19 protein-coding genes are annotated in these 19,463 nt (G+C 47.0%); all 19 read right to left on the bottom strand.

The features are described from left to right. Positions 1 to 101: 101 nt before the first annotated feature. The 19 genes from flhB to ORJ01_RS11010 all read right to left on the bottom strand — a co-directional run bounded on the left by flhB (position 102) and on the right by ORJ01_RS11010 (position 19,222). A complete protein-coding gene (gene flhB, locus ORJ01_RS11100) occupies positions 102 to 1,232 on the bottom strand; it encodes a flagellar biosynthesis protein FlhB (RefSeq protein ID WP_306178085.1) in 1,131 nt (376 codons plus the stop codon). Between the two features lie 9 nt (positions 1,233 to 1,241). Continuing rightward, positions 1,242 to 2,015, bottom strand: a complete 774-nt coding sequence (gene fliR / locus ORJ01_RS11095) for a flagellar biosynthetic protein FliR (protein WP_306178084.1) — start codon at positions 2,013 to 2,015, stop codon at positions 1,242 to 1,244. Continuing rightward, complete coding sequence (fliQ, locus tag ORJ01_RS11090; protein ID WP_226751835.1) at positions 2,015 to 2,284, bottom strand: flagellar biosynthesis protein FliQ; 270 nt, start codon at positions 2,282 to 2,284, stop codon at positions 2,015 to 2,017. Before fliQ ends, fliR begins: the two co-directional genes overlap by 1 nt. Then, positions 2,281 to 3,027, bottom strand: coding sequence for a flagellar type III secretion system pore protein FliP (gene fliP, locus ORJ01_RS11085; RefSeq protein ID WP_226751834.1), 747 nt, complete (start codon positions 3,025 to 3,027; stop codon positions 2,281 to 2,283). Before fliP ends, fliQ begins: the two co-directional genes overlap by 4 nt. Positions 3,028 to 3,035: 8 nt before the next feature. Further along, positions 3,036 to 3,641: a flagellar biosynthetic protein FliO gene (gene fliO / locus ORJ01_RS11080; RefSeq protein WP_306178083.1), complete on the bottom strand. Its 606-nt coding sequence runs from the start codon at positions 3,639 to 3,641 to the stop codon at positions 3,036 to 3,038. Further along, the gene (gene fliN, locus ORJ01_RS11075; protein ID WP_226751832.1) at positions 3,641 to 4,021 is read right to left on the bottom strand and encodes a flagellar motor switch protein FliN; all 381 of its coding nucleotides are present in this window, start codon (positions 4,019 to 4,021) and stop codon (positions 3,641 to 3,643) included. Before fliN ends, fliO begins: the two co-directional genes overlap by 1 nt. Positions 4,022 to 4,026: 5 nt before the next feature. After that, positions 4,027 to 5,115, bottom strand: a complete 1,089-nt coding sequence (fliM, locus tag ORJ01_RS11070) for a flagellar motor switch protein FliM (protein WP_306178082.1) — start codon at positions 5,113 to 5,115, stop codon at positions 4,027 to 4,029. A 12-nt stretch (positions 5,116 to 5,127) separates the two neighbouring features. Further along, entirely contained in the window at positions 5,128 to 5,646 is a 519-nt protein-coding gene (gene fliL / locus ORJ01_RS11065) for a flagellar basal body-associated protein FliL (RefSeq protein WP_226751831.1), read from the bottom strand. Positions 5,647 to 5,791: 145 nt separating this feature from the next. After that, positions 5,792 to 8,197 carry a flagellar hook-length control protein FliK gene (locus tag ORJ01_RS11060; RefSeq protein ID WP_306178081.1) on the bottom strand — a complete coding sequence of 802 codons (2,406 nt, stop codon included), beginning with the start codon at positions 8,195 to 8,197 and terminating at the stop codon, positions 5,792 to 5,794. 93 nt (positions 8,198 to 8,290) lie between these two features. Further along, positions 8,291 to 8,746: a flagellar export protein FliJ gene (fliJ, locus tag ORJ01_RS11055; RefSeq protein WP_236129265.1), complete on the bottom strand. Its 456-nt coding sequence runs from the start codon at positions 8,744 to 8,746 to the stop codon at positions 8,291 to 8,293. Further along, positions 8,746 to 10,089 carry a flagellar protein export ATPase FliI gene (gene fliI / locus ORJ01_RS11050; RefSeq protein WP_306178080.1) on the bottom strand — a complete coding sequence of 448 codons (1,344 nt, stop codon included), beginning with the start codon at positions 10,087 to 10,089 and terminating at the stop codon, positions 8,746 to 8,748. The genes fliJ and fliI overlap by 1 nt, the downstream gene beginning before the upstream one ends. Before the next feature lie 50 nt (positions 10,090 to 10,139). Further along, positions 10,140 to 10,943, bottom strand: a complete 804-nt coding sequence (gene fliH / locus ORJ01_RS11045) for a flagellar assembly protein FliH (RefSeq protein ID WP_306178079.1) — start codon at positions 10,941 to 10,943, stop codon at positions 10,140 to 10,142. Between the two features lie 13 nt (positions 10,944 to 10,956). Next, positions 10,957 to 11,988, bottom strand: coding sequence for a flagellar motor switch protein FliG (fliG, locus tag ORJ01_RS11040; RefSeq protein ID WP_371930731.1), 1,032 nt, complete (start codon positions 11,986 to 11,988; stop codon positions 10,957 to 10,959). After that, the gene (fliF, locus tag ORJ01_RS11035) at positions 11,981 to 13,690 is read right to left on the bottom strand and encodes a flagellar basal-body MS-ring/collar protein FliF (RefSeq protein ID WP_306178078.1); all 1,710 of its coding nucleotides are present in this window, start codon (positions 13,688 to 13,690) and stop codon (positions 11,981 to 11,983) included. The genes fliG and fliF overlap by 8 nt, the downstream gene beginning before the upstream one ends. Positions 13,691 to 13,718: 28 nt before the next feature. After that, positions 13,719 to 14,057: a flagellar hook-basal body complex protein FliE gene (gene fliE, locus ORJ01_RS11030; RefSeq protein ID WP_306178077.1), complete on the bottom strand. Its 339-nt coding sequence runs from the start codon at positions 14,055 to 14,057 to the stop codon at positions 13,719 to 13,721. A gap of 174 nt (positions 14,058 to 14,231) precedes the next feature. After that, positions 14,232 to 15,590 (bottom strand): sigma-54 dependent transcriptional regulator, encoded by a 1,359-nt coding sequence (locus ORJ01_RS11025; RefSeq protein ID WP_306178076.1) that lies wholly within the window; start codon positions 15,588 to 15,590, stop codon positions 14,232 to 14,234. Between the two features lie 4 nt (positions 15,591 to 15,594). After that, positions 15,595 to 16,710 (bottom strand): PAS domain-containing sensor histidine kinase, encoded by a 1,116-nt coding sequence (locus ORJ01_RS11020; RefSeq protein WP_306178075.1) that lies wholly within the window; start codon positions 16,708 to 16,710, stop codon positions 15,595 to 15,597. 147 nt (positions 16,711 to 16,857) lie between these two features. Then, a complete protein-coding gene (locus ORJ01_RS11015) occupies positions 16,858 to 18,321 on the bottom strand; it encodes a sigma-54-dependent Fis family transcriptional regulator (RefSeq protein WP_306178074.1) in 1,464 nt (487 codons plus the stop codon). A gap of 127 nt (positions 18,322 to 18,448) precedes the next feature. Next, positions 18,449 to 19,222: a flagellin gene (locus ORJ01_RS11010; protein ID WP_306178073.1), complete on the bottom strand. Its 774-nt coding sequence runs from the start codon at positions 19,220 to 19,222 to the stop codon at positions 18,449 to 18,451. Between the last annotated feature and the right edge of the window lie 241 nt (positions 19,223 to 19,463).

The raw sequence follows: 19,463 nt of genomic DNA, 5'->3' as shown, positions 1-19,463 counted from the left end.
AAGCAATAAACGTTCCAGTATCAGGTGAGGTTATTGAAAAGCAGCTAAATGAGCGATAAAACCGTGCCGACACTTTATCGGCACGCGGCGCTCATTCGTGGCTAGTGTTTAAATTCATCAGGGATGGGTAGCTCTTTCGCGAGATTTTTCGGCCGACTGCCCTTGCCTTTACGATACAGGCGTAATTGGAAAACATAAGCGAGCACTTGCGCCACGGCCGCGAATAATTGTTCGGGGATCGGATGATCAAGTTTAGTCGTGTAATAAATCGAACGGGCTAGCGCCGGTGATTCAATCACCGGGATTTTATGGCCATTGGCAATTTTTCGAATATGCATGGCGATATCATCGACGCCCTTGGCCACCACCACCGGTGCGCGGAACTTGCCTTGATCATACTTTAACGCCACCGCATAATGCGTTGGGTTCGTGACGATCACATCCGCTGTGGGGACTTGCTGCATCATCCGTTTCATTGACATCTGCATTTGCGTGCGACGTATCCGCGCCTTGATCTCTGGGCTACCCTCCGAGTTTTTATGCTCGTCTTTAATTTCTTGTAGCGACATTTTTAACTGCCGCACATGATTCCACTTTTGATAAGGGGCATCGACGATAGCAATTAACGAAGTACTAGCACAAAGCCCTAAAAACAACCATCCTAAGAAATATAACGCTGATTCAATATTATTCGGTTCGCTCATTAACGACAGCGCCATGATATCCATAAAAAACAGCTTTAACAGAAAAAAGGCCACACCCACCACTACTGCCACTTTTAAAAAGCTTTTACCCAGCTCGACCAAAGCTTGTAGACCGAACATGCGCACTAAACCTTTCATCGGGTCCATTTTACTGGCTTTAGGGCCTGCGGCTTGCCAGCTAAAGTTAAAGCCACCTAAGAGGGTATTACCTAAAAATGCGGCAATAAGGATCAGAGAAAATATGCCGATTAAGGGCATAATAAGCTCGCCACCCGCATCCCCCCAGGCAGTGAACATGGAATTTGTCTCAAAAATATCTTTTTCATCCAACCGTAACATGCGCTGACCAATCGTCAGCACGGCCATGGCTAACATCTTGCCAAACACCAATAAAGCTGCGGCGCTGCCAATAAGCACAAAAGCCGTGCCAAGGTCTTTTGAGCGGGCTATCTGGCCCTTTTCTGCTGCGTCTTGCAGCTTCTTGGGCGTGGGCTGTTCGGTTTTTTCTGCGCCGGAATCTTCTGCCATGCCAGCCTCCTAGCAACTAATCAGTCGACAGCTGTAATCAATTACATGCTGCCACTGTTTATCGTAATGGAATAAAAAGGTATCGAGTGTTAACCATAAAATCAGCAAGCCTGACAGCATGGTTACAGGGAAACCAATCGAGAAGATATTCAACTGCGGTGCAGCTCGGGTCATGATGCCAAACGATAAATTGACCATCAACATAGCGACAATCGGTGCTAAGGCAATTGCTAGCGAAGTGGCAAACATCCAACCGCCAAACTCAACTATGGTCCAGTAGTGCGTCACATCCCACCATTGACCGTTAATCGGCAGAGAATCGAAACTAAACACTAGCATCTGGATCATAATCAAATGACCATCGAACACAAAAAACAACAAGGTGGCTAAAATCAGATAAAACTGACCGATAGCCGGAACCGTCATGCCGCTCGCCGGATCGGCCATTGATGCGAAGGCTAAACCGGTTTGCGCTGCCAGTAATTGCCCTGCCAACACAAAGGTATTAATAAACATCAACGAAATAAAACCAAGGGCAAAGCCAATGGTAATTTGCAACAGCACTTCTAAAACCATGGCAAAAGAAATCAACTCTGGGTAAACCGTCTTTGGCAACATTGGCATCATCACTAGCGTGATCATCACCACTAAACCGGTTTTGATCCGCGTAGGGATAGTGCGCACGCCCAAGCCAGCCATAATCATCAACATACCGGTCACTCGACACAGCGGCAGCAGAAAATCAGCAATAGCCTGTAACAGCGTTGCCATCAAAATTTCCATTAGCCAACTACCGTTGGAATGCTTTGATATAAGTCGACGGTATATTCCATGATCACCCGAACCAACCAATGCCCGCCGAACATCAGCGCTAATAAAGTGACAATTAAACGCGGTAAAAAGCTTAACGTTTGTTCGTTAATCGAGGTCGCCGCTTGAAAGATTGCCACAATTAAACCGACAAACAATGATGGCAAAATAATGGCGCTGACCAGTAAGATCACGATAAATAATGAATCACGCAACACATCAACAAAGATCTCTGGACTCATGTGCCGACTCCATAACTGGTGGCCAAGGTGCCCATCACTAAAATCCAGCCATCGACCAGCACAAACATCATTAACTTAAAGGGTAAGGAAATAATCATAGGTGACAACATCATCATACCCATGGCCATCAAGACGCTGGCTACCACAAGGTCGATAATCAAGAACGGGATAAACAACATAAAGCCTATTTGAAACGCCGTTTTTAATTCGCTGGTGACAAAAGCCGGGATAACAATAGTCATCGGATAATCTTGCGGCTGTACAGCCACATCTAAGCCCGCAATCTGCGCAAAGGTATCCAAGTCTTTAACCCGCGTTTGATGCAGCATAAAGGCTTTTAAAGGCACAATGGCCGCATCAAGTGCCTGCATCGGATCCAGGGTTTCAGCAAGGTAAGGTTGGATGGCTTGCTCATTGATGTTTTTAAACACCGGCGCCATGATAAAAAACGTTAAAAACAGCGTGATGCCAATAAGTACTTGGTTAGACGGAGTTTGCTGTAAACCGATAGCTTGGCGCAGGATGGCCAGCACCACGATGATCCGAGTAAAACTGGTCATCATGATCACCATCGCCGGCACAAAGCTGAGCGCGGTCATGATGGCCAGTACTTGCAGCGTGACACTGTAAGATTGTGAACCATCAGAATTGGTCGTCACAGTCAGTGCCGATAAACTGCCATTATCGGCCAACAGATCAGGACTTAGCAGAGCTAACAACAACAGAAACAACAATCGCAACATGGAAAAATCTATTTTTTCAGGAATGATTGCAACTGTGTATGAAAGTCTGATGCCAACTTTTCTTCGGGAAGCGGATTTTCTAATTCAAACAGCAAATTAATGTTATGTGGCGTCACGCCAACAACACGTTGTTTGCCTTGCATTTCAATAACTAAGATACGTTCACGCTGCCCTAATGGCAGAGATGAAATGACTTTAATATGTTTAGTACCTGGCAGGCGTAACGACAGTTTTTTAAACAACCACCCCAAACCAATCACTAAAACAACCACCAGCGCCAGAGAAATGACGATTTTCATCAAGGTCATCGAGCTGGGTGTTGCTGCACTATTATTCTCGGCCGCTTTCAGCCGAGCTGTACGATCGCTTGCTGTGTTATTGTCAGCCGCTGGTGCTGCTAATGGCGCGCTGGTGTCTTTTACTAAGGGGTTAGACTCGTCCGTGACTACTTCAGCGGGTACCGGCTCAGCTAGCTCTGGCTTATTGACCGCAGGCTCAACCGCAGCGGCAGTGCTCTGCTGCAGCGAGTCTGTTTCAGGCAGCGCAGTAGCTAATGCCTGCAGCGGCAGCCACAGGCAACAGGTTAAGGCGAAAAATAAGCTACTATTGCGCATTAACGTAACTTCTTAATCCGCTCAATTTGGCTAATCACATCCGTTAATCGGATACCAAATTTGTCGTTAACCACCACGACTTCACCATGCGCAATCAGGGTACCATTGACTAATACATCTAAAGGCTCACCGGCGATCCGTTCGAGCTCCACCACCGAACCTTGGTTCAGTTGCAGCAAATTACGAATACTGATTTTAGCGCGGCCTACTTCCATCGAAATAGTCACGGGAATATCTAAAATAGTATCGAGCTTACGCTTATCTAGCGAATTGCCCTTATCGTCTTTTAATTCTTCAAGATCGACCTTTTTTGCATCACCACCTTCAGCCTCAGCCATCGCTGCTGCCCATTCGTCCATTGTGTCTTGATCTTCAGCCATCGTTGTTACCTTCTTTCCCGCTCACCGATATATAAATCGGCCTCTAATTCTGAAATATCTGCATCATTGTCTAAGCGACGGCCACCTTTGGTGAACACTTGTAGCTCAGACTTAACCGATTCAGGTCGCTTAATCTTCTCGGAAATCTTCAAGGCGACATTATCGCGAGAACGCCCCAACTTCGCACGATACGTCGGTAAATCTTCTACCAGCACGGTAATATGCTCTGGCATTTCGACCGGAATAATATCGCCCGCTTTTAATTCCATGATTTGCCGCAGCGTTAAGTCAACTTCCAGCATTTTGGTGCTGAGATCGACTTTGACGTCCATAATTTCATCACGCAAGGCTCTAGACCAGCGTAAATCGGTGTCTTCTTTATCGCTTTGCACACCGGCATCTAACAACTCGCGTATCGGTTCTAGCATTGAATAAGGCAGAGCAACGTGGAAATCACCGCCGCCGCCATCTAATTCAATATGAAATGAGCTGACCACCACGACTTCAGTGGGGCTGACGATATTCGCCATGGCGGGGTTCACTTCCGAGTCCAGATATTCAAACGACACATCCATTACTGGCGCCCAGGCTTCTTTATAATCTTCGAAAATGAGTTTTAATAACATCTGAATGATACGACGCTCGGTAGGCGTAAATTCACGCCCTTCAATTTTGGCATGATAGCGGCCATCACCACCAAAGAAGTTATCTACCAAGATAAATACTAGCCTTGCTTCCATGGTAATCAGGCCCGTACCTTTTAAAGGACGGAAACGCACCATGTTTAAACTGGTTGGCACAAATAGTGTGTGCACATATTCGCCGAATTTAATCATTTGCACGCCGTTAATCGATACTTCGGCAGTGCGGCGCATCATATTAAACAAGCTAATGCGCATGTGCCGAGCAAAACGCTCGTTTACCATCTCAAGCGTAGGCATCCGACCACGGACGATACGATCCTGCGAAGAGAAGTCGAATTGAATAGATTGACGCCCTTCTGTGGCTTCAATCCCTTCGATATCTTCTTCTTCTACGTCATCGACACCATGTAATAGCGCATCAATTTCATCTTGGGACAATAAATCGGACACGGTTGCTCACTCTTATTGCATAACAAAACCGGTAAATAGCACTTCGGCTATCACCACAGAACCCACCACATCCAGCATGGCGTTTTGTAAATCAATTAACGCTTTGTTCTTTAATTCTTCTTTGCCTGTAGCTGAAATTAACTCGTCAGCATTCGCAGCACTAAAGGTGGCTAATAAGGCGCTTTCAATTAACGGAATATTCTTCAGCGCCAGCGCTTGATTTGCTTCGCCTCGCACCATCAATTGCACCCGGATTTGCACTAAGCGATCTCGCGATAAACCGGCTACATTAAATACAAATGGCCGCGGCAATTGCACATAAAGCGCCGTGCCCTGCACCACCGATGTACCGTCGGCAGCAGTTCCACCACCTTCTTCAGTCACTTCAGTACTGGCAGCGGGTGTATCTGAACCCATAAAGAAAAAATAACCGCCACCGGCACCCGCTAATACCACCACGAGCGCAATCAGCATCATAAGCTTTTTCTTTTTGGCTCCCTGATCAACAATCTCTAACTCATTATCTGCCATTCTGTATGGCTCCCTTTGCCGTCAAAAAACTGACTAAATTACTGGTATTATGCTCACCTGTCACGGCTGTTGTAAACGAAAAGCCGTGATAACTGTGAAATCGACTTACTTTCAGCCGCCAAACGGCTAAACCATCTCAGTCTGCTTAGGCATAGTAATCGACGATACGCTCACTATGTTGCACCTCGACACTGCGCTCTTGCACTGGACCATCAATATCATCAAACAGCGCCGAACCTTGGCCCTGGCCTTGCTGCGAGCCAGAATCAGCAGATTGCCGGTCTTGTCGCGATTGCTGTTGCACCTGACCTTCGCCTAATTGAATGCCCTGTTGTTGCAATAATTCACGTAATCTCGGCATTTGTTGCTCTAATAGCTCTTTAGCATGGGCTTGTTGCACTATAAACTGCACCGAAGCTTGTTCTTGCTGTAAGTTAACGCGAATTTGCATTTGCCCCAATTCGGCGGGATCTAAACGAATATCCGCCACCTGAATATTTTGCCTTACCATAATTTGCACGCGTTCCCGTAACTGGCCGGCCGCATCTTGCTGTAATTGTAACTGCTGCATACTGGTGGGTAAGGTTGCTACAGGGGCTTTGCTTTGATGAGCGCGCGTTTGTTGTTCTAAAGCGCCAGCGAAACCCTCAGCGCGCAGCATATTATTAGCTAATTCACTTGCTGTCGGTGAGCTGCTACTGGCGACTGGCACGTTATTCGCTTGCTGCGCCAAACTCACTTCTAGGTTTACCGCGGCAAACTGACGAGCATCTTGGCGTTGCTGGCCCGATTGCTCATGTTGTTGCTCGCTGTTGGTGGCATTTTTGGCCACATTCTCAAGGGTGTTTAACTTGGTGTTTGCGGCGGTCTCGACACTGGCTGTAGGCACTTTAGTCAGCTCGGCTGTCGGCGCAGTGACAATAATAGGCTCAGCTTGTTCTTCCGTCACAGTATTTAGCGAAACAGGTTGTATCGGCGCACTTTGCATAGCCGCGGTTGCTGCGCTCTGATCGCTTGAAGGTATCGCGGTAGAATTTACTGCTGAGACGATCGTCTGCGGCGTCTCTACCTGACTGTTTTTGCTATTTAGGCTGTTACTGGCGGCCATTTGTGCCTCTAAATCGGCTAACGCCTGCTCGGTTTGCTCCGCTTCAGCGGTCAAAATGTCGGCGTTACTGTCATTTTGCTGAGCTGCAGCAGCCAGTGAACTGACGGATTGACTCGCTATGGTGTTGACCGGGTTGCTCTGACTAGCCATCTTATTTAAAGCGCCGGTTTCAGATTGATTACTGGCCGCTGACTTAATAGCAACCGCTTGCTCGGGTAATGTAATGCCTGACTTAATAGTAACCGCTTGCTCTGGCAACATAATGCGCGAGTTTTCTAGCTTAAGGTCAACTGAGCTAAGCTCAGCGGTTTGTAAACTTTGTTCATTTTGTTGTTTTGCCGTTAACACTTTAACCGTTTGCTCATCCAGCACCGATTTGGTCTCTGCCTTTACTGCTAAAGGCTCTAACGACGCCAGCGCTGCGGCTTTATCGGCCGCTTTCTCTGGCGCAACATCACCTAAGTTTGAGTCAATAACCTCGGTCAGCGCCGCATCATCCGTTATCGGGATAATCGGTGTCAGGCGATCAGTTACTGGGCTGTCATTTAGCGTAAATTGTGTGGCACTGGTTTTTTGCTTTAAGGCTAACAATGCCGCAGCTTGCGCTTGCTCATCCTGCTGAGCTTGAGTAAGCGCTTCATCACTCACGGTAGTTGCTGCCGCTGAGGCATTACTCAATGCCGATTTCGCGCTATCATGACCAAGCGCTGTGGCCTTTTGCTCGTCGCTTGACGAGAGCTTAGCTAATACGGCTGCATTGGTGTCTATTACATCGGTTGCTGCTGCATTTGACGCTTGCTGTTCAGCAGTTAGTGCCTCTTTGGGTAGCATACTCGCGGCCAATTGTGCCGCAGTAAAAGTGTTTAATTCAACATCGCCAGCAGGCATGTCTAAACTAAAAAACTGCGCATCTACTTCGCTAAAAAGGCTATCTTCGGGTAAGGGTACAGGCCCGACCGTTTGAAAATCTGGTTTGGGTTGAATTTGAAAAAACTCAGCGGCCACCTGCGCTCGGTAACGCAACTGTGTACTGGTATCCGTAGATTGTTTAATTAACCCCAACCACTGCTCGGCAATATCTAAATCAGGGGCGAGTTCGCTTAATGCGTCAACGCTATCCAATAGCATGGGATCGGTTACCATTTTCGGCTCAGCAACAACTGCACGATTATCGGCTGTCGTTACAGCAGGCTTAGTAATGCTAGGCTTTGTGGACTCGCTGCTTTCTACAGAAGTCGCTTGAGCTTTGTCAGCTTGGCGCGAATTAGCGGCAACATTTTGCCCTGCAGTACTCTTTTGTTGCTTATCTTGCAGCAATTGTTGAAACACGCCGGCTTGCTGCGTACTAGCCGGGTCATTAAATTGCCCAGGTGCAGCCTGCTCGCCAGAGGGCGTGCTGTCTAAGCCGTTAAACATTAGGGAAAACTGTAAGCCTTGAGTCATCTGTTACTCCGCCTGCATCTAAGCTGCTGTGTAAGCCTATTTATATGCAAATACCATACAAAAACCGCGCCACTTTTAACTATTTGTAATGGTTTAGTACTGCTCTGTCTGTTTAGTACGTTGATAAAAACGTTGCGCCGCGTATTCATCGGCCAGTTTTTGTTGTTGTTTTTCTGCTAGTTGAAATTCTTTTTGTCGAGCTTGTTCTACCAAGATCTCTAAAGCTTTACGCTTGGTTTGCATTTTTAACCAAGTTTGCCGCCGCTGCTCTGCCGCGTTACGATTTTGCTGTACTACCCGACCTTGCTGAGTTAATGCCTGATCTAACTTACTGATAAAACTTACATACTGATTATATTGGCGACCACCGAGGCCGGCACTGCCTTGCTGCAAGCTTTGCTGAATATATTCAGTGCGATAATCGGCTAAGCCTTGATATTTTTGCTCAGCCTGCACAAACGCTTGCTGTGCTCGTACAAATTGCGCCTGCAAGGTTTCCTCACGCTCTTTTTGTACTTTAATTAACAACGTTAAACGTTCATTGGCCATTAGTTAGCTCGCTTCGGTTGGGGAGCCAACTGACTAAGCAGCGTCAGACACTCATCATATTGCACAATTTCTTTCATGCCTTGCTGTAAAAAGGTATTGATGCGCGGCAACATGTTGATGGCCAAATCTAACTGCGGATCACTGCCTCGTACATAAGCGCCTATGGCAATTAAATCTTTGCTTTGCTGATAACTGGCATATAACTGCTTAATACTGCGCGCCATCAACTGGTGTTGCTCGCTGGTTACCGCGGGCATGACTCGACTGATCGATTTTTCAATATCAATTGCCGGGAAGTGCCCGGCATCGGCAAGACTGCGCGACAGCACAATGTGGCCATCTAAAATCGCACGTGACGCATCGGCGATCGGATCTTGTAAATCATCACCCTCTGATAGCACGGTATAAAAAGCGGTTATTGAGCCTTGATTGCCCGAGCCATTACCTGCACGTTCAACCAGCGCCGGTAATTTGGCGAACACCGAGGGTGGATAGCCCTTCGTGGCGGGTGGCTCACCAACGGCCAGGGCAATTTCGCGCTGCGCTTGGGCATAACGTGTAATAGAGTCAATCAGCAGTAATACATCAAGGCCTTGATCACGAAAATACTCGGCAACTTGCACCGCCGTTTCACAGCCTTTTAAACGCATTAACGGTGACACATCGGCCGGTGCGGCAACTACGACAGAGCGTTTCTTACCCTCGTCACCTAAAATTTCATCGATAAATTCCTTTACTTCGCGTCCCCGCTCACCTACTAAGCCCACCACAATGACATCCGCAGCCGTGCCGCGCGTCATCATGCCCAGCAGCACACTTTTACCAACGCCAGAGCCGGCAAATAAGCCCATACGCTGCCCCTTACCAACGGTTAAAATGGCGTTAATAGAGCGGATCCCGACATCTAGCGGCTGTTTAATTGGCCGCCGATGTAGCGGATTTATCGGTTTACCTTTACCTGTAGCATAGTGTGTTGCTGTAATTGGCCCTTTGCCATCCAGCGGTTGGCCTACACCATCAATTACCCGCCCCAGCAATGCCATGCTGAGCGGCACACCTTTGTGCTGCAACAGCGGCGTGACCCGAGCGCCCGGCACCACGCCGTCAATATCATCTTGCGGCATTAAAAACACGCGCTCTTGGGCAAAACCCACCACTTCCGCCATAATTTGGCCGCGAGCACTGTCGACTAAACAGGCTTGGCCAATAGCCGCGCTGCAGCCCACGGCTTCCAGCGTTAAGCCAACTACACGCACTAAGCGGCCAGAAACCATCGGCCGGCTCTGATGTATATACTGATGTTGCTGCTTAACACGGTTAAGCAAGCTGACAGGTTCAGTCATAAAACCCCTGTGTTGTGCTGCATAAGCAGCATTGTCAGATAAAAAGCGGTTTACTCTGGAGAGGACTGATGCAGGAAGTGTTCCAAGCTGCTTTGTAGACGTTGCGTCAAACTTCTGTCGACACTGGATTTTTCGGCTTCTACCAAGCAACCGCCTTGTTCTACCAATGGCTCAGCACGTAATTGCCATTGGCGTTGCTGTAAATCATCTGCAGAATAATGTTCGCGGATAATGGCTAAATCATCTGGATGCAGTTTAATCAGCAGTTGACCCGCTTGCATCGGTAAGGCCGCAGTGGCTTCTTGCAAGGCTTGCAGAATCACCTGAGGATTGGTTTTGACTTCAACGCCGATCACTACTTTGGCCATTGCTAAAGCTAACTCGGTTAATGCCTGCTCAACTTGCTGATTTAAATCGGCCAGCGGTTGCTGTAATTGTTCGATTAACGCCGTTAGTTGCGCCAATTTTTCATCGATATCGGGCTGCGCCGCCGCTAGGCCTTGTTTTTTGCCTTCAGCCAAACCTTGCGTTAAGCCATCTTGTTGCCCTTGTTCACGGCCTTCGTTGTACCCTTTACTAAAGCCTTCGTCTTTACCCTCGGCAAAGCCTTCATCATAAGCCGATTGGCGCAGTTGCTCCATGTCGGCCGCAGTGAGCGGTTTAAAGCTTTCTTCTTCCTCGGCTGGGTCAGAGGTAGTTGTTGGGCTTGGGCGTCTTAAATTCAGTGCATTAGTATGCCCTGGCAGCATTTCGGTATCTGCCGTCATATCGGGGGTATCCCAAGTTTGCAGCAGATCGGAAACCTCTTCGTCAGGCGAAAAAGGTTTTTTATATCGAAACGCATCTTTACTCATCTAGCCCTCGCGCTTAAACGAATTCTTCGCCACCGCCGCCGCCTAACATAATTTCACCGGCATCAGACAAGCGTCGTGCCACCGATAAAATCTCTTTTTGCGCGGTTTCAACTTCACTTACCCGAACTGGGCCCATCGCTTCTAGATCGTCTTGTAATAATTCAGCGGCACGTTTCGACATGTTCTTCAAGATTTTCTCTTTCAGATTCTCATCGGTGCCTTTTAAGGCTCTCATTAATACATCTTGTTGTACTTCACGCAGAATGGCTTGGATACCACGATCATCAACGTCAATCAGGTTTTCAAACACAAACATCAGATCTTGAATTTGTTGCGCCATTTCTTCGTCATGCTCACGGATAGAATCCATCAGCTGACCTTCTAAGTTGGTATCTAGGTAGTTCAAGATATCGGCCGCTGCTTTTAAGCCGCCCATTTTCGCGGTTTGTGCACCTGCTTGACCGGCAAATTGTTTCTCCATAATCTCATTCAACTCTTGCAACGCAGCGGGTTGAACTTCTTCAAGATTTGCAATGCGCATGGTTAAGTCTAATCGCACTTTTTCTGAAAACTGCGATAAGATTTCGGCCGATTGCTCCGGCTCTAAATAAGATAAAACGATAGTTTGAATTTGCGGGTGCTCGTTGCGAATAATATTGGCAACCTGCTTTGAATCCATCCATTTTAACGAGTCGAGGCCGCGGGCCCCTCCACCAAGAACAATTTGGTCAATCAGGTTTGCTGCTTTCTCTTCACCTAACGCCGCCGTTAATGCTCGCTTGATAAACTCTTCGCTTTGGAAACCAATGGTGCTGAAATTCTGAATCTGTTCGATAAAACGCCGATGTACCGCTGAAATCTTAGCTTGGTTCAAATCAGTAGTTTGCGCCATCGCCATACCAACCCTCTGAACCTGCTTCGGCTCTAAATGCTTAAGAATTTGCGCGGCGTCTTCTTCTGACAAACTCAGTAATAAGATAGCGGCCTTTTCTACACCATCTAACTTATTGACATCAAAGATTTTAACTTCTTTTTTCTCATTCATCTTCAGATAACCAATTCTTAACTACCAATGAGGACAGCTCTGGTTCGTTTGCCACTAAGGCACGCACCGCTCTTAATAAATCTTCGTCACCATGTAAATCGGGTAACATCAGGGTGCCATCTGGGGCAAATCCGACTGACTTCTCATCAAATTGTGCCACAGCTATATCGTCATCATTACCCAGATCTAAACCATTTGTCATAGCTTGTTCATCATAAGTATCAACGGTTTCAGTTGGGTTCATGAGTTTCTTCAGCATTGGCAGTACAATAAAGAGTAGCAGCACAATGATAACCAAACCACCCATCACCAACTTAACGACTTGCAAGAACCAATCTTGTTCATAAATCGGCACATCAGTTAATGCTTCGACTTGTTCACGAACGAAAGGTACCGAAATCACTTCAATAGTATCACCGCGCTGAACATCAAAGCCAACGCCACCTTGTAATAAACGGCGAATATTCTCTAATTCTGCTTGCGCCATCGGAGTGGCGGGGCCAAGGGTGCCGTCGTCTTGAGGGACGCCTTGTTTATAATCGACCGCAACCGACACACTTAAGCGACGTATAACACCACTTTGCTGAGTGGTATGGCTAATTGTAGTATCAAGCTCAAAGTTACGGGTAGACTCACGACTATTGCGCCCCGGGATCACCGCTTGTGAACTGCCCCCAGTAGCTTGTTCAGGAATTGCCGAAGGCATAGGCGGTTGATTGGACAATGCGCCAGGAATACCGCCACTGCCGCCGCCAACGCTGTTTTCTTCTATCACCATTTCGCTACGAATTGCTGGTAAATCTGGGTTATAGCGTTTTTGGGTTTGCTCAACAGCGGTAAAGTCCATCATTAAATCAACTTGCGCAGTATAATTTCCCATGCCCAGTACCGGTAATAAGATGGAATCAACTTTCTGACGATACTCATCTTCACGACTACGTTGCATTTCTAATTCACGACGATTGCGGGCTGAACTGCCACTTTGAGAACCGCTATTTAGTAAACGGCCATTTTGATCGGTAACGGTGACACGACTTGGCTCTAAACTTTGTACGGCTGAGGCAACTAAATCGACAATCGCATCAACTTCACTATCGCGGATCACTCGGCCGCCACGTGCAGTGACTAAGACCGTGGCGGAGGGTAAGGATTGTTGTCGAGCAAACACGTTTTCTTTAGGAATAGCCAGTAGTACCCGAGCTCTGGCAATACTTTGAAGCTCTTCAATAGTTCTCGCTAGCTGTTGCTCACGGCTGTGTTTTAGCCGTTCCATTTCTAAACGTTGACTCACCCCAAAACCGCTGTCTTGTAATAAAAACTCGGTACCCAATGACGGTTCTTGGTTTAAACCTGCACGAGACAAACCTAAGCGCACATCTTGTAAAGAATCTTCAGGCACTAAAATAACGTTACCTTCTAATTTGTATTTCACTTTTTGCGCGTCTAAATGATCGAGCGTTTGGATAAGCTCCTGCGTGTTGTAAGTGCCTAGTGGCCGCATTTCAGGGGTTTTAGCCCACAGGATAATCAAGATGGCAATACCCAAACAAATGGTTAACGCCACGATCAACGTCACCTGTCTTAGCAAATCACCACTTCCACCCAGGGAACTTAAAAAGCCCGCCTTGTTTTGCGCTTGATTGTCATTACTAAAATCGGTGTTGGTTAACGCCAGTTCTGTCGATTGATTATCTGCCACCATACTTCTCCTGCTTGCGCTGTCTGTCTAATTAGACCGGCATCGACATAATTTCTTTATAGGCTTCGACCACTTTATTACGAACTTGCACGGTCGCTTCGAAAGCCAAAGAGGATTTTTGTGATGCAATCATGGCTTGCGCCAATGACACCTTTGGATCGCCCAATTCAACGGCATTTCGCATTGCACCAGCTTGTTGCTGTAATTCATTAACACTGCCTAGCGCGTTTTTAAACAAGGTAGAAAAATCTGACTGGCTGCTGTTTGTCGGCTGCACCGCCATGCTTGGATCGGCTTCGAAGGGCAAAGCACGTGCTTGGGTTGCCATGCTTTGCATTTGGGCATATAACGCCTGACCTTTAATTTCCATAATGCTGCCTGTCAAAATTTTGTTATTTACGAGGATATAACAGACTAAGCAGAAGTTGTGCCAACTCGCCAAACACAGGGAAAACAGGGGTTATAACAAGATAGCCTTACGCAGCATCGGCATTCGTTGCCAAGCAGCGTAAGGCTTTGTAGTGAAATGACGTATGAGGCTAGCTTAAGCCGGAATATCAATACCTGACTCGCGCATCCGCGCTAATTTGTAACGCAAAGTGCGATCACTGATACCGAGTTTTTCTGCTACGTCTTTGCGTTTAAAAGCACAAGCCTGTAGCGTGGCGAGAATAAGCTTATGCTCTTGCTCATGAATTTCAGTTTTAAAATCAGTGCTATCTGCCATGGTCGCACTAAGACCTTGCACGCGTGGCACGGCACTTTGCCCAAGTGAACCCGGCACTTCTAATAAAATATCAGCCGCCGCAATCTCAATACCGCCTTGTAAAATTAAAGCACGCTGGATCACATTATCGAGCTCGCGCACATTCCCTGGCCAGCTGTGCTGGGTTAAACGCTGCTTAGCCGCTTTACTCAACTGGCAGGTTGGCCGTTGTTGTTTATGGCAATGCCGGCGCAATAAATGCTCCGCCAATGGCACAATATCTTCCGGGCGCTGGGCTAATGCAGGCCAACTTAACGGAAAGACATTTAAACGATAATACAAATCTTCACGAAACAGGCCATCGGCTACCGCTTGAGCAAGCTCTCGATTACTGGTGGCTAAAATGCGCACATCCAACTTAATAGTCTTACGACTGCCCAACCGCTCTACTTCGCGCTCTTGTAGCACTCGTAAGAGTTTAACCTGCAAATTCATCGGCATTTCAGTAATTTCATCCAGCAGGATGGTACCGCCTTGTGCTTGTTCAAATTTACCCGGACACGCCGCCACCGCGCCGGTAAACGCACCCTTTTCGTAACCAAATAGGGTAGATTCCAACATATTATCAGGGATCGCTGCGCAATTAATGGCGATAAAAGGCTCAGCTGCACGGGCTGATTGTTGATGAATATACCGTGCCAGCACTTCTTTTCCCGAGCCACTGGGGCCTAAGATCATCACACTGGCTTCAGAATGCGCCACCCGCTCGGCCAATTGTAACAAGGCTTTGCTCTGCTCGGCCGCGGCAATCGGCGTAAAGCTGTCTGTTGGCTCAGCGACCACATAACGCGCTACCGTACTGACCAGCACCTCAGGTGAAAACGGTTTCGATAAATAATCAATCGCCCCTAAACGAATAGCCTCAACCGCATCTTGCACAGTGGCATAGGCCGTCATCATCAGTACGGGTAATTGCGGATATTGTTCGCGTAAGGTTTTTAACAAGGTTAAACCGGATACCGAGCCCATTTGCACGTCACTGATCACCAGCTGCACACTTTGTTTTTTTAATAGCAGCAAGGCTTCTTCGGCACTGGCGGCACTGAGCACCTGATAGTTGGCCAAACTCAGTGTATCGATTAAGGCTTCGCGTAAACCGGCATCATCTTCCACAATTAATATTTTCAGATCTGACATGGCATTACTCCTTAGTCTTAGCAGCTGAGGCACTATGATGAATAGGTAAGCTGATCTCAAAACAGGCGCCACTTAACGCTCCCTCTGGCCTTGCTGCTAAATCAACATAATGAATACTACCCTGATGGCTATGCACCACCGCTTGCACCACCGCTAAACCTAAACCACTGCCACCGGCTTTATTGCTATAAAACGGCTCAAACATCTGCGCTTGCACGGCTGGGGGAATACCCGGGCCATTATCACTAAATTGCCAGGTTAACTGCCCCGCCTTGCCAATTTGCTGCGCTAAGCACAATTGCGCGTTATCGCCTGCAGCTTGTAAACTGTTCTGCAGTAAGTTTAATAAGGCTTCAACCAGGCTGTTTTTATTACCTAATAAACTGGCTTGCGGTGTCGTCAGGCTAATTTTAAACACGGCATGATGATGGTTAAGTAATGCTTCACTGCGCAGTACGAGTTCATCGCATAATTGCTGCAATGTCATACTCGCAACAGCTTGTGCCGTACCTGAGCGCGCAAATAACAGCATATCGTTCACCTGCTGCTCTAAATCGTGCAAGCGCGCCAGTAACTTATCTTGGAATTGTTCACGCGATTGATTAGGCAATTTTGGGCTACGTAAATTCTCTGCATACAGCATGGCAGAAGATAAAGGGGTGCGAATTTGATGCGCGAGCGTCGCCATCATTTTACCCAGTGTGGATAAACGCTGCAGATGACTTAAGCGATTTTGCAGCTCACGCGTTTCGGTGAGATCAGTCAACACAATAAGCTGCCCAGAGTCTGGCGTTAAAGCACTGATTTGCAGTTTTACGCGCCGGCCATCCGTTAATGACACTTCTAGGCCATCATCACTGCGAGGTCGAAAGCAGCGGTTAATCACATTAAGCCATGATTCACCGAGCAAAGGCTCGCCAAGCATCTCTACCGCGACATGATTCACTTCAATCACGCGTCCCCAACCATCAAGCAACACTACGCCAGAGGGTAAGCATTGCAGAATGTGTTTTAACCGCTGCTCTTGCGAGCGCGCACTGCTTTTTACGGGCGCGATCAAAGGATGCACAGTCGCACTTGATACTTCATTCAAGTGGCTGGTTGCGGTTAATACTGACATAGAGTGGCTCCTGCTGCTAAGGGCCAACGGCGAAGCAGTTGGCGGATCTTAACAGGAGCAATGCAGAGAATGTGCCATGATTAAATCATTGAGTTTAAACAGCTTTATGCGTCAACAATCTGACAGCAGGCTCAAAGTGCTGCAGAGTTACTCTTCTTTACCTAGATTATATTTACGCATTTTTTCAACCAAGGTGGTGCGGCGCAAACCTAAAATATCGGCTGCCCGTGCCACTACAAAATCGTGGCGCTCTAGTGCTTGGGAAATAAAACGAATTTCTAATTCAGCGAGAAACTCTTTTAAATCTAAGCCTTCTTCCGGCAAGGTATCTTGAGTGATAACAGAGGTAAATGTAGCGATTGTCTCAAAACCGGCGGCCTCCTCACTGTCGCTGCTGTCATCGCTTTGAAATAACGCATTTAACAGATCACGCTCTTGTAACGCTTCTGGATACACCGGCTGATAAGATTCAACATCTAGGTGCTGATATTTTTTCGGTAGCTCAGCCACATCGACGATCTGATCCGGATACATAATCACCATACGTTCGAGCAAATTAGCCAACTCGCGCACATTACCTGGCCAACTGTGTAACTTTAAACTGTCGAGTGCGCGTTCAGTAAACTTCACTTTTGCTTGATGTGCGGCATATTGGCGGTTAAGTAATTCAGTAATTAAAATCGGTAAATCGTCTGCACGATCGCACAGCGCAGGCGTATCGATAGGAAACACATTTAAACGGTAATATAAATCTTCCCGAAAACCGCCGTCTGTAATCATCACTTCTAAATCGCGATGGGTTGCCGCAATAATTCGCACATCGGCTTTCAGGGTTTGGCTGCCGCCTACGCGCTCAAAAATTCGCTCTTGCAACACCCGCAGCAATTTCACTTGCATGGGCTGTGGCATATCACCAATTTCATCTAAAAATAAGGTGCCGCCTTGTGCTAACTCAAAACGGCCTTTGCGGGTAGAAATAGCCCCAGTAAAGGCGCCTTTTTCATGACCAAATAACTCACTTTCTAACAATTCAGCCGGAATTGCCCCGCAATTAATTGGCACAAAGGGCCCATTGGCGCGGTTCGATAATAAATGAATATTCCGAGCGACCACTTCTTTACCGGTACCTGAAGGCCCAAGCACCAAAACGTTTGCTTCTGTTTTGGCTACTTGCTGGATCAAAAAACGAATTTTTTGCATGGCCGGTGTTTGCCCGACCATACCATCGAAGCGTACTTGATTATCTTGCTGTTTGTGAGTAGGTAATAAACGATGGTATTGCTGCGCATCGCGCAAAAGCTGCGTTAAGCTATTGTAGGAAAAAGGCTCACTTAACACGCCAATCACGTTGGCTTGCTCTAATAAATAACTTTGGCTGTCACCAATAACTAAAAACGCACTTGCCGGAAATTGCCGAATAATCGCACTGGCATCTAATTGATCGGTCGCCCCTAACACAACCACCGAAGCCGGATGATGTTGTAAGGTATTGGCTAAATCATCAGGGCTAACAAGCTGATGAGCTTCACCAATAAAACTGCAGACGGTAGACAAACGCTCACAGCGATTTAGTTGTAAATCAACCAGATAAAGATGAGGGTTATCAGACATAAGCGCACAATTTATAAGTATAATTGACTTTATTGTACAAGCTGTGTGCAGCCTTGCAAGGTAAAACGCTAATTTTTTGACAGGGCGTCAAAAAATTAGCGTTTAGTAAAATGAAGCATCATCCTGTTTAACTTAACAGCGACAGCGCCTGCTCTGAACTCACGCGCGCTTGCATGGCCACATTCACCGAGCTTTGCGATAAAATATTATTCGCCGCCCGCTCACTGCTAGCTTTGGCATAATCAAGATCAGCAATACGTGAACGCGCTTCAGAGGTGGCAACTTGCTGACCTGATACCGCACGAGAAGCACTATCAAAGGCATTAATGCTAGCCCCGACCTCAGTTTGCAACGCATTTAACTGCTCTGCCACAGCGCGCACGGTTGTCAGCGTTTGTGGCTGAGTTAAATCAATACTGAACAAGTTTTGACTGTTCAGCGCTGCGCCTAAGTCTTGGGTTTGTAATTGTAGATTGCTATTGCCAGCATTAAAGCTAAGCGCCGTATCTTCAAAAAGTTTCTTACCGGCAAACTCCGTGGTTAAACCTTGTTGGATATTAGCCAAATAACCGTTCGCTTCGCTTTGTAGCGCTTGTTTGTCAGCATCGCTGTAAATGCCATTACCGGCTGCAATTGCCAACCGCTCAATTTCATTCACGTTATCGCTAACTCCTTGCACCGCTTGCTCATAAACCCGCGCAAAAGCAACACCATCGGCAATATTTCGCTGCCCTTGCTGCTGACCGTTTATCGCGCTGTTCAACCGATTACTGATTTGCAACCCCGCCGCATCATCGGCAGCGCTGGTAATACGCTTACCACTGGCTTCTTGCTGGGCTAATTTCTGTTGTTGCTGCAACACATTATTTAAGATGTTATTGCTTGGCGTTGTAATTTTCATCAGCATGCCTCGTTATCAAATCTTAATTAAGTTTAGCCCTAAAGTGGTGTTAACTCAAATGAGTGACACTGTCAAAATACTTGCAGAAACATCTTAAGGCCCTACTTAAAATACAACTGCAGCGATTAACTTGCATCTGCTCAGAAACGGGTTAAACTAATTTAACTGACCTGCTGTTTTTACAAGACTTTTTATATTTTTGCTTTAGAGTAATTACAAATGGCATGTCTTATGCTTTACC

The sequence above is a fragment of the Alishewanella sp. SMS8 genome, assembly GCF_030737935.1.
GTDB classification, from domain to species: Bacteria; Pseudomonadota; Gammaproteobacteria; order Enterobacterales; family Alteromonadaceae; genus Alishewanella; species Alishewanella maricola.
This window is presented reverse-complemented; position numbering and strand designations above follow the sequence as displayed.

Bases quoted from the DNA above. Each gene is read 5' to 3' on its own strand.
- ORJ01_RS11060 (WP_306178081.1), bottom strand. From the start codon at position 8,197: ATGACTCAAGGCTTACAGTTTTCCCTAATGTTTAACGGCTTAGACAGC.
- fliI (WP_306178080.1), bottom strand. From the start codon at position 10,089: ATGACTGAACCTGTCAGCTTGCTTAACCGTGTTAAGCAGCAACATCAG.
- fliP (WP_226751834.1), bottom strand. From the start codon at position 3,027: ATGTTGCGATTGTTGTTTCTGTTGTTGTTAGCTCTGCTAAGTCCTGAT.
- fliE (WP_306178077.1), bottom strand. From the start codon at position 14,057: ATGGAAATTAAAGGTCAGGCGTTATATGCCCAAATGCAAAGCATGGCA.
- fliN (WP_226751832.1), bottom strand. From the start codon at position 4,021: ATGGCTGAAGATCAAGACACAATGGACGAATGGGCAGCAGCGATGGCT.
- fliJ (WP_236129265.1), bottom strand. From the start codon at position 8,746: ATGGCCAATGAACGTTTAACGTTGTTAATTAAAGTACAAAAAGAGCGT.
- fliO (WP_306178083.1), bottom strand. From the start codon at position 3,641: ATGCGCAATAGTAGCTTATTTTTCGCCTTAACCTGTTGCCTGTGGCTG.
- fliG (WP_371930731.1), bottom strand. From the start codon at position 11,988: ATGAATGAGAAAAAAGAAGTTAAAATCTTTGATGTCAATAAGTTAGAT.
- fliF (WP_306178078.1), bottom strand. From the start codon at position 13,690: ATGGTGGCAGATAATCAATCGACAGAACTGGCGTTAACCAACACCGAT.
- ORJ01_RS11015 (WP_306178074.1), bottom strand. From the start codon at position 18,321: ATGTCTGATAACCCTCATCTTTATCTGGTTGATTTACAACTAAATCGC.
- fliL (WP_226751831.1), bottom strand. From the start codon at position 5,646: ATGGCAGATAATGAGTTAGAGATTGTTGATCAGGGAGCCAAAAAGAAA.
- fliH (WP_306178079.1), bottom strand. From the start codon at position 10,943: ATGAGTAAAGATGCGTTTCGATATAAAAAACCTTTTTCGCCTGACGAA.
- flhB (WP_306178085.1), bottom strand. From the start codon at position 1,232: ATGGCAGAAGATTCCGGCGCAGAAAAAACCGAACAGCCCACGCCCAAG.
- ORJ01_RS11010 (WP_306178073.1), bottom strand. From the start codon at position 19,222: ATGAAAATTACAACGCCAAGCAATAACATCTTAAATAATGTGTTGCAG.
- ORJ01_RS11025 (WP_306178076.1), bottom strand. From the start codon at position 15,590: ATGTCAGATCTGAAAATATTAATTGTGGAAGATGATGCCGGTTTACGC.
- fliR (WP_306178084.1), bottom strand. From the start codon at position 2,015: ATGGAAATTTTGATGGCAACGCTGTTACAGGCTATTGCTGATTTTCTG.
- ORJ01_RS11020 (WP_306178075.1), bottom strand. From the start codon at position 16,710: ATGTCAGTATTAACCGCAACCAGCCACTTGAATGAAGTATCAAGTGCG.
- fliQ (WP_226751835.1), bottom strand. From the start codon at position 2,284: ATGAGTCCAGAGATCTTTGTTGATGTGTTGCGTGATTCATTATTTATC.